Genomic DNA, 12,409 nt, shown 5'->3' with positions numbered 1-12,409 from the left:
GCGCTTCTACGCGTGCGTCATCCAGGGGACGTCACAGCAGGCCCGGGACGGCGCCACCGCCGAGGAGTTGCTCGACGTGGCCACGACGGCCATGGCCGCCTGGCCCAGGACCGCCCGGGCGGCGGTGCCCCAGCTGACGATTCCTTACCCGTGCTTCCGCATCGGGCGGTACTCGCCCGGGAGTTGGGAGATGACGTCGTCGTACTCCTTGTCGCCGACGGCCTGGGGCAGTACGGCGAAGACCGCCCGGAGATCCTTGAGCGCTTCCTGACGGGTGATACCCGCGCGCTTGGCGGTGTCGTGCAGGAAGACGTCGGGCGAGAGGGGCACGGCTCCTCGGCGGGAGCGGGAGTTGCCGCGTCGCAGCGGGGCACGCAGCTCCAGGGGGAGCATCGGGATCAGGTCGGCGACCTGTCCGGGGGAGATACGCAGGCCGATCATCTCCAGGACGGCTTCCACGGCGCGGCTGACGCGGTCGCGGTCGGTGATGCCCGCCTGCTCCGCGACGCGGTCGATGAACTCGTCGTGTGTGAGGCCGCCGATGAAGAGCGGTTCGTCCTCCGGGAGGGGTACCGCCTCCGCGGCGGCGTCCATCAGCGGGTAGAAGTCCTTCGGCAGCTCCGAGCGCAGGTCGTTGAACTCGTCCGGGCCGGCCGCCCGCCAGATTGCGGCGAAGACGCCCAGGGCCAGCCGCTCGGCGGTGACGGAGTCGACATCGAGCTGGTCCGCGACGCGCTGGAGGAAGCCGTCGAGGTGGTACTTCTCCGGATTGGCCTCGGGGTCGAGGCATGGCCGCAGGGGCACCGGCAGGTGTGCGGCGATCTGCTTGGCCTGCCCGGTGGTGATGCGTCGGGCGAGGATGCGAAGTGTCGGACAGGCGACATTGTCGGTCACCTCGAACGGGACGCCGGCCACCTGTTCGATGATCGTCAGGAATTCGCGGTGCTCCATGGAGACTCCTCGGTTCTGTCGGCTCGAGGACAGCTCCAGTCAAACCCACGGCCGCTCCATCGGCCACTGGGCCCGTTCCGCCGGTCAGCACAGCCGGTCAGCACAGTTGGACGCCGATGAGACAGGTGTCGTCGTCGGTGTCGGACCGGCTGTGGGTGAGCAGGAGGTCCAGTTGCTCGTCCAGGCCGGGCAGCGGGCCGCCCGCCGTCGCGAGAAGCTGTTCCAACGAGCGTTCCACGGAGATCCCCCGGCGCTCGACGAGGCCGTCGGTGTACATCAGGAGCCGGTCGCCGGATGCCAGGGTGAGCCGCTGCTCCTCGTAGGTCGTCTCGGCGATCGCCCCGAGGAGGATGCCGCGCGGCAGCGGCAGGGAGGCGGCCTCGCCGTCGCGGATCAGCACCGGCGGCGGATGGCCTGCCCGCGCCCAGCACAGGACGCCGGTCTCCGGGTCGTACAGGCCGCAGACAGCGGTGGCGGTGACCTGCTCGGTGAGGTGGTGGGCCACGGTGTTGAGCCAGCCCATCAGCCGGCCTGGTCCCGCGCCGGTGGTGGCCAGCCCGCGCAGCGCGTTCCGCAGGACGACCATGCCGGTGGCGGCGTCGATCCCGTGCCCCGCGATGTCCCCGACGGCGAGCAGCACCTGCTTGGACGGCAGGACGACCACGTCGTACCAGTCGCCGCCGACCAGGTGTTCCTTCTCGGCGGGCCGGTAGCGTACGGCCACGCGCAGTCCGGAGGCGTCGATGGGTGCGGGGGCGGGCGGCATGATGGCCTGCTGCAGTTGCAGGGCCAGGCGGTTGCGTTCGGCGGCCCGCTGCTCGGTGTCGGCGAGCTGGTCCCGGGTGGCGGCGAGGGCGACCTCGGTCCAGTGCTGCGCGGATACGTCCTGGTAGGCGCCCCGGACGGCGATCAGGTCGCCGGAGAGGTCGGTGACGGGTTCGGCAATGACGCGGATGTGCCGGACGACCCCGTCGTCGCGTTGCAGACGGAATGCCGTCGACGCCTGGTGGTGGCGGTGCAGCACGGTGCGCAGGAAGCGGCCGATGGCGATGGAGTCGTCCGGGTGCGCGTGTCGCCGCAGCTCCTCCAGGGGAATGGGCGGGTCGGTCGGCTGGAGCCCGTGGAGGGCGAACAGCTCGCTGCTCCAGATGACGTCGCCGGTGACGAGGTTCTCCTGGAAGCCGCCGAGACGGCTCAGCCGCTGGGTGTGCTGGAGAAGGGCGGTCAGCCGGCCGGCTTCGTCCTCGACGCGCCAGCTGAGCAGCACCTCCTCGCCGTACCGGCTGATGCTGATCGACACCGCGCGGCCGAGCGGTTCCGGCCCGACCAGCATGCCGGACGCGATCTGCTCGGCGCGGAACGGCTGCCCGGTGGCGTGGACGCGCAGGATGGGTGCGTACAGGCCGCCGTCCTGGGCGGCCAGTGGGTAGGCCTCCAGCAGCTTCACGCCGATGACGGCGCCGCGTGGGCGGCCTGCCGGGTCGGTGAAGTGTTCGTTGGCGTGGGTGATGAGGAAGTCGCCGACCTCGCCCCGACCGTCGACGAGCGGGCGGAGTACGAGTGCCGGGTCCAGCAGCCCGTCGGCGAGGCCGGAGAGGGCGGCGAGGCGACCGTCCTCCGGCACGGGGGCCGGGCCGTAGGTGTCCGTCGGCGCGCCGGAGAGGGTGTGTGCGCACAGGTCGGCGAGCACGTCGAGCTGACGGTGCTCGGACGGGCTCAGGGCAGTATGCGGACCCGGCCAGCAGACCTCCAGCACGCCGAGGATCCGTCCGCCGAGCCGGGCGGGCAGGACCGCGCGCGCCCCGGCGGTTCCGTCGCGTCGGCCGATGCCCGGGGTGTGCTGCGGCAGCGAACCGTGCCAGCGGGGCCTCGCGTCGTCGAAGGCCAGCTGCGGCAGGGTGCCGACCCCCGGCGGTACGTACCGCCACTGGGCCGCCTCCCCGGGGGCGAGGCCCGCGTGGCCGGCCAGGGTGAGCGAGCCGTCCGGGGCCGTGCGCCAGATGGCCAGGGCGGTGCCGCCGAGCGGGGGGAGCGCCTGCCGCAGCAAGGCCTCCGCGGCGGTCTGCGGATCGCCGGAGAGCGTACCGGCCTCGGCGGTACGCAGGGTCAGCACCGGCGTGGTGGGCGGCCGGTCGCCGCCGTGCCCGGACGGCGACGCGGTCGGAAGCGTACGGGAAAGGCCTGCGCCGGAGGCGGCGTTGACGATGTCGGCGGCCACTTCGGCCGGCGACAGCCTGGCCGCGTCGGCCAGCTCCCGCAGGTAGCGGGCGGCCTCGGCGGGGCCGCCGTGGCCGCGCTCGACCAGGATGCCGGTGGCGATGCCGATCAGGGCACGGGTGTCGGCGGACTCCCGGGCGAGCGTCAGGTCGTGGCGCAGCCGGTCGACGGTGGCGGCCAGCGCGTCGATACCCGGAGGGTCATCGGTCACAGGCTCAGCCAGCGGTACATGCAGGCGATAAGCACGTCGGTGTCGACCGGTTTGGCGATGTAGTCGCTGGCTCCGGCGGCCAGGCACTTCTCCCGGTCGCCGTCCATGGCCTTGGCGGTGACGGCGATGATCGGCAGGCCGGCGTACCCGGGCATGGCCCGGATGGCGGAGGCGGCGGCGTAGCCGTCCATCTCGGGCATCATGACGTCCATCAGGATCATCTCGATCTCCCGGTGGCGGGAGAGCATCTCCATGCCCTCACGGCCGTTCTCGGCCCGCAGGACCCGCACATCGTGCAGTTCCAGCATGCCAGTCAGGGCGTAGACGTTGCGGGCGTCGTCGTCGACCACCAGGACGGTGCGGCCGGCCAGCGCGCTCCCCCGCACCCCCGCGGGGCGCGGAGCGGCCTCCCGGAGGTCCGTCGCGGTCACCAACGGCAGTACGTCCGCGGGCCGTTCGATCATCAGATGCACGGCGACGCGCTCGCGCAACTCGTCCAGGCTGGGCAGCAGCTCCAGCGGCTTCCCCCGGGCGGCGTGGTTGCGCAGCAGCCGTTCGTGGTCGGGGTCGAGCCTGCGCGAGTGGTGGGCCAGGACCGGCACCTCCCGGATGGCCGGATCGCCGTCCAGGGCGTCCAGAATGCGCAGCGCGGCGCCGTCGGCCATGTCCAGATCCAGGATGACGCAGTGGCATGGCTCGCCGGACAGCGCGGCCGCGATCTCCTGGACACCGGTGGCCGTACGCACCTGAACGGCCCCGCGCGGATCGGCGACGGAGCGGCCCTCCGCGAGGTCGGCGACGGCACTCTCGGCGACGAGCGACAGCAGGCCCTGCCGCCGCTCCTCGATCACCATCAGCCGGCGCTGGGCCGGCAGTACCTGTGGGGCGGGCGGCTCGGTCACCGCTGCGGCTTCGGTGTCCTGCGGCGGCGCCGCCTCGGCGGGTTCGAACCAGGCGACCGGCAGGTGGAGGGCGAAGACGCTGCCTTCGCCGAGGGTGCTGGAGGCGGTGATCGCCCCGCCCAGCAGCTGGGCGATCTCGCGGCTGATGGACAGCCCCAGCCCTGTGCCGCCGTACTTGCGGCTGGTGGTGCCGTCGGCCTGCTGGAAGGCACCGAAGATCGTTTCGAGTTGCTGCTCCGCGATCCCGATGCCGGTGTCCAGGATGTGGAAGGTGATGACCGGAGCGTGACCGCGCACGCCCTCCGGCCGGCTCGACCCGGCCGCCGGCTCGATGCGCAGCTCGACCCTGCCGGCCTCGGTGAACTTCACCGCGTTGGACAGCAGGTTGCGCAGCACCTGGCGCAGCCGGGAGTCGTCGGTGACCAGTTCCGAGGGGACGCCGGGGGCGACGCTGACCTGGAAGTCCAGACCCTTCTGTCCGATCAGCGGACGGAAGGTGGCTTCCACGTAGTCCAGCAGACGGCGCAGGGGCAGCCGTTCGGGCGCGATGTCCATCTTGCCTGCCTCGACCTTCGACAGGTCGAGGATGTCGTCGATCAGCTGGAGCAGGTCGGAGCCCGCCGAGTGGATGACCCCGGCGTACTCGACCTGCTTGGGCGTCAGGTTGCGGCCGGGGTTCTGGGCCAGCAACTGGGCCAGGATCAGCAGGCTGTTGAGCGGGGTGCGCAGCTCGTGGCTCATGTTGGCCAGGAACTCCGACTTGTACTTCGACGCCAGCGCGAGCTGGTGGGCGCGCTCCTCCAGCTCCTGCCGGGCCTGCTCGATCTCCAGGTTCTTCGTCTCGATGTCGCGGTTCTGGGTCACCAGGAGCGCCGCCTTCTCCTCCAGTTCGGAGTTGGAGCGCTGCAGTTCGTCCTGCTGGACCTGGAGTTCCTCGGAGCGGGCCTGGAGTTCTGCGGCCAGCCGCTGCGACTCGCCGAGCAGCTCGTCGGTGCGGGCGTTGGCGACGATGGTGTTGACGTTGACGCCCACCGTCTCCATCAACTGACCGAGGAAGTCACGGTGGACCGGGGTGAAGGAGGCCACCGACGCGAGTTCGATGACGCCGAGCACCTGGTCCTCCACGACGATCGGCAGCACGATCAGGCTGCTCGGCGAGGCGGAGCCCAGCCCGGAGGAGACGGTGACATAGCCGGCAGGCAGGTCGTCGACGGCGATGGTGCGCCTGCTGCGGGCGGCCTGGCCGACCAGCGACTGGCCGAGCCGGAACCGGGTGACCCGGTCGGAGCACCCGGGGTGGCCGTAGGAGGCGATGAGGCCCAGCTCGGTGCCCTGGTCACCGTCTTCGGCGAGGTAGAAGGCGCCGTACTGCGCGCCGACCAGCGGGGTCAGCTCGTCCATGATCAGCTCGGCCACGACGGCGAGGTCACGGCGGCCCTGCATGAGCCCGGAGATCCTGGCCAGGTTGGTCTTGAGCCAGTCCTGTTCCTGGTTGGCGCGGGTGGTCTCGCACAGCGATCCCACCATGGAGTTGATGTTGTCCTTGAGCTCGGCGACCTCGCCGGAGGCGTCGACGGTGATGGAACGGGTCAGGTCGCCCTCGGCCACGGCGCTGGTGACCTCGGCGATGGCCCGGACCTGGCGGGTGAGGTTGCCGGCCAGCTCATTGACGTTCTCGGTGAGCCGCTTCCAGGTGCCGGAGACGCCCTCGACCTCGGCCTGGCCGCCGAGCCGGCCCTCGCTGCCGACCTCGCGGGCGACGCGGGTGACCTCGGCGGCGAAGGAGGAGAGCTGGTCGACCATGGTGTTGATGGTGGTCTTGAGCTCCAGGATCTCGCCCCGGGCGTCCACGTCGATCTTGCGGGTCAGATCGCCCTGGGCGACCGCCGTGGTGACCTGCGCGATGTTACGGACCTGGTTGGTCAGGTTGGTCGCCATCGAGTTGACGTTGTCGGTGAGGTCCTTCCAGGTGCCGGCCACGTTGGCCACCTGGGCCTGGCCGCCGAGCTGGCCCTCGGTGCCGACCTCGCGGGCGACGCGGGTCACCTCACCGGCGAAGGCCGACAGGGTGTCGACCATGGTGTTGATCACCCCGGCGAGGGCGGCCACCTCGCCCTTCGCCTCGACCGTGATCTTCTGCGACAGGTCGCCCTTCGCGACGGCGGTGGCGACCTGGGCGATGGACCGCACCTGGCCGGTGAGGTTCGACGCCATCACGTTGACGTTGTCGGTCAGGTCCTTCCAGGTACCCGACACGCCCCGTACGGTGGCCTGTCCGCCGAGATTGCCCTCGGTGCCGACCTCGCGGGCCACCCGGGTCACCTCGTCGGCGAAGGCTGACAACTGGTCGACCATCGTGTTGATGGTCTCCTTGAGCTCCAGGATCTCGCCCCGGGCGTCCACCCGGATCTTCTGCGTGAGGTCACCCTGCGCCACGGCGGTGGTGACTTCGGCGATGGAACGGACCTGGGCCGTCAGGTTGTCGCCCATGACGTTGACGGACTCGGTGAGGTCCTTCCAGGTGCCCGACACGCCCTTGACGTCGGCCTGGCCGCCCAGCCGTCCGTCGGTGCCGACCTCGCGGGCGACGCGGGTCACCTCGGCGGCGAAGGAGGAGAGCTGGTCGACCATGGTGTTGATGGTGGTCTTGAGCTCCAGGATCTCGCCCCGGGCGTCGACCTCGATCTTGCGGGTCAGATCGCCCTGGGCGACCGCCGTGGCCACCCGTGCGATGGAACGCACCTGGGCGGTGAGGTTGCCCGCCATGAAGTTGACCGAGTCGGTCAGACCGCGCCAGGTCCCGCCGACGCCGGGCACCTGGGCCTGGCCACCGAGAATGCCCTCGGTGCCGACCTCGCGGGCGACGCGGGTGACCTCGTCGGCGAAGGAGGACAGCTCGTCGACCATCGTGTTGATGGTCTTCTTCAGCTCATGGATCTCGCCACGGGCCTCCACGGTGATCTTCTGCGAGAGATCACCCTTCGCGACCGCGGTGGCGACCTGCGCGATGTCCCGCACCTGCGTCGTCAGGTTCCCGGCCATCGCGTTGACCGAGTCGGTGAGGTCCTTCCAGGTGCCGTCGACCCCGGGCACCTCCGCCTGGCCGCCCAGCCGTCCCTCGGTGCCGACCTCGCGGGCGACGCGGGTCACCTCGGAGGTGAACAGGGACAGCTGGTCCACCATCCCGTTGAACACCTGCGAGATCTCGCTGAGCAGCCCGTCCTCGTACGCGGGGAGCCGGGTGCCGAAATCACCGTCACGCACCGCGGTGAGGCCCGCGAGCAGCTTGCGCAGTTCGAATTCCCCGACCTGTCCGGCGTCGGTTGCTCCCGCGGTGCCCCGCCGAGGGGCCACGGATCTGCTCCCCCGAGGTTCCACGGACTCTGACACCACAGCCACCTCACCCTGTCGATCCCGCGCAAACCGGCAAGAATGAAGCAGGTCTCGAAGACCACCGCTTGCATCCAGACGAACGTCACAAGAATGCCCTCATGCCCTACCGCGCGCAATCCTGCTCCTGAGCAGGATCCCGAGGTGAGCGCCGCTTTCCGGCTGATTCCGGCGGTCGGTGCGGGACCGACCGCGACCGCCTGCGAGAGGGCGCCCGCTACTGGTCGGTCAGCAGCTGGAGGCGCAGCTCCTTGAGAGTGCGCGACAGCAGGCGGGAGATGTGCATCTGGGTCACGCCCAGTTCGGCGCCGATCTGCGCCTGTTGGTGTCGCGGAAGAACCGCTTGATCTCGCCCGTGATGGTCGGTATCGCGAAGGTGACGAACTCGACACCGTAATCCGGGTCGAAACGGTCGATCGCCTTGATCAGGCCAATGGTGCCGACCTGGAGGATGTCCTCAATCTGCTCGGTGCGGTTGCTGAAGCGCCTGGCCGCGAACCGCACCAGGGCCATGTTCAGCTCGATGAGCGTGTTGCGGACGTACTGGTACTCCTCGGTGCCCTCTTCCAGCACCGCAAGGCGGGCGAACATGGCCCGCGACACATCCCGCACCTCTGCGGTGCCCATCGAACCGCCGGTCACTCGGCACTTCCCGAGTACCCACGACCGGGCTTTCAAACCAGCTTCACGGGCGGGGTGTTGACCGCGCCCCGCCCGCGGACGTGGGCGGTCAGCGGGAGTCGATTCGGGGAAACACCCCTTCGTCCAGGAACATCCCCACCGCGACGGCCACCGGGATCGCGATCAGCGCGCCGATCACGCCCATCAGCGCGCCACCGGCCAGCACGGCGAGGATGGTGACCAGCGGGTGCACGGCGACCGCGAACTTCATCGCGCGCGGGACGATGAGGTAGTCCTCGGCGAGGCGGAACACGATGTAGAAGACAGCGGTGGCGATCGCCACCGGGAACGACACCACCAGTGCCACCAGCGAGACGACGATGCCGCCGATGGTGGAGCCGACGACCGGGACCAGGTCCAGTACGGCGACGAACACGCCGAGGGCGGCCGGGTAGGGCACGCCCCAGGCCTCCAGCCAGATCAGGGTGGCCAGGCCGGCGATGACCGAGGTGGCGACGTTGGCGAGCATGAAGCGGCCGGTACGGGCCACGACCTCGTCGGTCAGGGCCTCGGCGCGTTCCCGCTTGCTGCCGGGCACGAAGCGCAGGCAGAAGCGCTTGAGGGTCGGCAGGCCGGCGAGGAAGTACATGGTCAGCGTGATCACCAGGACCGCGCCGGTGATGGTGGTGACCAGCAGCTGGCCCGCGCCCAGAAGTCCGCTGACGACGCCGGTGCCCGCGCCGCTCAGCTGCTGCTTGGCCTTGTCGATCAGGTGGTAGCGGTCCTCCAGCCTGCCGAGGGCGGATTGGCGGTCGTGGAGCTGCTGCAGCCAGTTCGGCACCGCCTTCACCAGTGCGTTGATCTCGCTGGTGACCGGGGGAATGAAGAGGGCCAGCACGGCGCCCCAGAGGATGAACAGGGCGATGATGACGCAGGTCACCGCCCAGCGTCGGCGCAGGCCCTTGGTGGTGAGCCAGACGGCGATGGGCTCGACGCTGATCGCGACGACCAGCGCCAGCAGCGTCAGCATCAGTACGCTCTGGATCTTCAGTACGGCCTGCACCAACAGGTACGCGATCACCGCGCCCAGGCCCAGCCGGAAGCCGATGCCGAACCACGACCGCCCCGGCCGACCCGGGCCCGGGCTCGGAGACGGTGCGGCCTCGGTGTTGTCCGTCGTCACCGGAACCTCCTCCACTAAGCGACTGCCGGGGAGGCGAGTACCCCCCTACGGGTACACGATGTGCGGGCGGCGACATCAGGCCACGGCGCCGCGCCGGGCGGTCAGTCCTTGCGGGGCCTCTCCTGCTCCGGGGGCCGCTGGACCGCACGGTGGCCGCGGCGGAGGCGGGAGCGTACGTCCTCCGGCGGGTGGAAGCCCGCCCAGCGTTCCGGGAACTCGGCGGGGGGATCCTCGGGGCCTATGTCGTCGTCCGGCCCGGCCTCGTAGGCGGCCCGCCGGGCGGCCGCCAGGGCGAGGACGGCGACGGCCTCCTCCTCGCGGACGCGGGCGTTCTCCTCGCGGGCGGCAGCCGTGGCCAGCGACGGCCAGACGCGGTCGACGGCGGCGTTGCAGGCGGCGCCGACCAGCACCGCGAAGGCGGACACGCCGATCCAGAGCAGCACCGCCACAGGGGCGGCGAGCTTGCCGTAGATCGTGGGGCCCTCGACGGTGTGGGTGAGGTAGACGCGGAGCACGAGACTGCCTACCACCCACATCAGCAGGGCGATCAGGGCCCCCGGCATGTCCTCGTACCAGGGCGACCGCACCGGCACTGACACGTGGTAGAGGGTGGTCAGGAAGGCGATGGACAGCACGATCACGACGGGCCAGTACAGCACCCGGATGACGCCCTCGCTCCACGGCAGCAGCCCCACCACCGCGTCCGGGCCCGCCACCATGAGCGGCGCCACGACCGCGCCGATGACCAGGGCGATGATGTAGAGGGCGAAGGCCATCAGCCGGGTCTTGACGATGCCTCGGTGGCCTTCGAGGCCGTACATGATCGTGATGGTCTCGACGAAGACGTTGACGGCGCGCGAGCCCGACCACAGGGCGATGCCGAAGCCGATCGAGATCAGGTCGGGGCGGCCGCCCTTGAAGACGTCGTCGACCAGTGGCCTGACCAGTTGGTTGACGCCCTTGTCGGACAGGACGGTCGCGGAGGCCGTGAGGATGTTCTGCCGGATCTGGTCGACGGTGTCGGTGCCGATGATCTGGTCGAGGTAGCCGAGAGCGCCGACGAGGCTGAGCAGCAGCGGCGGGAGCGACAGCAGGACGAAGAAGGCCGCCTCGGCGGCGAGTCCGGTGACGCGGTACTCGATGCAGGAGTTGACCGTGTCCTTGAGCAGCAGCCAGGCCACCCTGCGCTTCGAGAGGTTCCGGTACAGGGCCCTGGCCCGGTGGAGACGACCCGGTGGTCTCTCAGGTGTTTCTTCCGCTGCACTCACATCCTTACGGTATAGGGCATGGGGACCCGTACTCACACCGTGATCAACCAGGCTCCGCCGCTGGTCGGATACGACGTATACGCCGCCGACGACACCCTCACCGAGGGGGTCGCCCGGCACGCGTCGCCCGCGACACTGCCGGAGATCGACAACGAGCTGGGCGAACTGGGCCGCGCGGCCGGTTCCGCCCAGGCGCAGCGCTGGGGCGAGGAGGCGAACACGTACTCCCCCGTGCTGCGTACCCACGACCGCTACGGCAATCGCATCGACGAGGTGGACTTCCACCCGTCCTGGCACCGACTGCTCAGCCATGCCGTCTCGGCCGGGCTCACCGACGCCTGGTCGCGGCCCGACGGCCATCTGCGGCGCGCCGCGGGCTTCCTGGTCTGGACGCAGGCCGAGGCGGGCCACGGCTGCCCGGTGTCGATGACGCACGCCGCCGTGCCCGCGCTGCGGGCCGATCCGGTGCTGGCCGCCGAGTGGGAACCGCGATTGACCTCGCGGGCGTACAACCCGTCGCTGCTGCCGCCGGGCAGGAAGCCGGGGGCGCTGTTCGGCATGGGGATGACCGAGAAGCAGGGCGGCTCGGACGTCCGGGCGAACACGACGCGCGCCGAGCCGCTGGCGGAGGAGGGGGCGTATCTGCTCACCGGCCACAAGTGGTTCTGCTCGGCGCCGATGTCCGACGGCTTCCTGGTGCTGGCCCAGGCCCCCGGAGGCCTGACCTGCTTCCTGCTGCCCCGGGTGCTGCCGGACGGCATCCGTAACGTCTTCCTCATCCAGCGGCTCAAGGACAAGCTCGGCAACCGCTCCAACGCCTCCTCGGAGGTGGAGTTCGACGGCACGTGGGCCCGCCGGGTCGGCGAGGAGGGGCGCGGCGTGGCCACCATCATCGAGATGGTCGCCGCCACCCGTCTGGACTGCGCCGTCGGGTCGGCCGCCATCATGCGCCAGGCCGTCGCGCAGGCCATCCACCATGCCGCGTACCGCTCCGTGTTCGGCGGGCCGCTCATCGACAAGCCGCTGATGCGCAACGTACTGGCCGATCTGGCGGTGGAGTCCGAGGCGGCGACGACGACGGTGCTGCGGCTGGCGGCCGCGTACGACGCCGGTAGCGAGCAGGAGCGGCAGTTCAGGCGGATCGCGGTGGCGGTGTCCAAGTACTGGATCACCAAGCGCTGTCCGCCGCTGACCGCCGAGGCCCTGGAGTGCCTGGGCGGCAACGGCTACGTCGAGGAGTCCGGGCTGCCCCGGCTCTTCCGCGAGTCACCGCTGAACTCGGTGTGGGAGGGGTCGGGCAATGTCCAGGCCCTCGATGTGCTGCGGGCGTTGCAGCGCGAGCCGCTGGCCCTGAACGCCTTCCTCGGCGAGATCGGCCTCGCCCGGGGCGCCGACCACCGCCTGGACGGCGCCATCAAGTCCCTGCTCACCGAACTCGCTGACCTGGAGGGCATCGAGGCCCGGGCCCGCCGGGTCGTCGAGCGCATGGCCCTGGTCCTCCAGGGATCCCTGCTGGTGCGCTTCGCCCCGCCGGCCGTCGCCGACGCCTTCTGCGCCTCCCGGCTGGGCGGCGACTGGGGCGTGTCGTTCGGCACGCTCCCGCACACCCTGGACCTGGAAGCGATCGTGGAGCGGGCGCGGCCGGTCGGCGAGTGAACCGAGCCTC

The 12,409-nt window shown here is 70.7% G+C and carries 7 protein-coding genes and 1 pseudogene; 1 reads left to right on the top strand and 7 read right to left on the bottom strand.

The window, feature by feature from the left end; all coding sequences use genetic code 11:
* Window positions 1-144 precede the first annotated feature (144 nt).
* The 7 genes and pseudogenes from EFK10_RS04755 to EFK10_RS04725 all read right to left on the bottom strand — a co-directional run bounded on the left by EFK10_RS04755 (window position 145) and on the right by EFK10_RS04725 (window position 10,743).
* Complete coding sequence (locus tag EFK10_RS04755; protein WP_127354515.1) at window positions 145-951, bottom strand: DUF2267 domain-containing protein; 807 nt, start codon at window positions 949-951, stop codon at window positions 145-147.
* Window positions 952-1,048: 97 nt separating this feature from the next.
* Window positions 1,049-3,379, bottom strand: coding sequence for a SpoIIE family protein phosphatase (locus tag EFK10_RS04750; protein WP_127354514.1), 2,331 nt, complete (start codon window positions 3,377-3,379; stop codon window positions 1,049-1,051).
* Window positions 3,376-7,635: a HAMP domain-containing protein gene (locus tag EFK10_RS04745; protein ID WP_127354513.1), complete on the bottom strand. Its 4,260-nt coding sequence runs from the start codon at window positions 7,633-7,635 to the stop codon at window positions 3,376-3,378. Before EFK10_RS04745 ends, EFK10_RS04750 begins: the two co-directional genes overlap by 4 nt.
* 253 nt (window positions 7,636-7,888) lie before the next feature.
* Window positions 7,889-7,957: a hypothetical protein gene (locus EFK10_RS53070; RefSeq protein ID WP_407647004.1), complete on the bottom strand. Its 69-nt coding sequence runs from the start codon at window positions 7,955-7,957 to the stop codon at window positions 7,889-7,891.
* Window positions 7,958-7,992: 35 nt separating this feature from the next.
* Window positions 7,993-8,313: pseudogene (locus tag EFK10_RS04735) on the bottom strand (sigma-70 family RNA polymerase sigma factor); the annotation flags it as partial.
* Window positions 8,314-8,401: 88 nt separating this feature from the next.
* Window positions 8,402-9,475: an AI-2E family transporter gene (locus EFK10_RS04730; RefSeq protein ID WP_240676987.1), complete on the bottom strand. Its 1,074-nt coding sequence runs from the start codon at window positions 9,473-9,475 to the stop codon at window positions 8,402-8,404.
* A gap of 101 nt (window positions 9,476-9,576) precedes the next feature.
* Window positions 9,577-10,743, bottom strand: coding sequence for a YihY/virulence factor BrkB family protein (locus EFK10_RS04725; protein ID WP_127354511.1), 1,167 nt, complete (start codon window positions 10,741-10,743; stop codon window positions 9,577-9,579).
* Between the two features lie 18 nt (window positions 10,744-10,761).
* On the opposite strand from EFK10_RS04725, the gene EFK10_RS04720 reads away from it, so the two are divergent.
* Entirely contained in the window at window positions 10,762-12,399 is a 1,638-nt protein-coding gene (locus tag EFK10_RS04720) for an acyl-CoA dehydrogenase family protein (RefSeq protein ID WP_127354510.1), read from the top strand.
* Window positions 12,400-12,409: the final 10 nt, after the last annotated feature.

It is taken from the genome of Streptomyces soli (assembly GCF_003999195.1).
Taxonomy (GTDB): domain Bacteria; phylum Actinomycetota; class Actinomycetes; order Streptomycetales; family Streptomycetaceae; genus Actinacidiphila; species Actinacidiphila soli.
Note: the sequence above shows the minus strand (reverse complement) of the source record. Positions and strands in the feature narration are given on the sequence as shown.

What these genes read in the sequence shown, in the direction of transcription:
- EFK10_RS04720 (WP_127354510.1), top strand. Translation starts at nt 10,762, where the DNA reads ATGGGGACCCGTACTCACACCGTGATCAACCAGGCTCCGCCGCTGGTC.
- EFK10_RS04755 (WP_127354515.1), bottom strand. Translation starts at nt 951, where the DNA reads ATGGAGCACCGCGAATTCCTGACGATCATCGAACAGGTGGCCGGCGTC.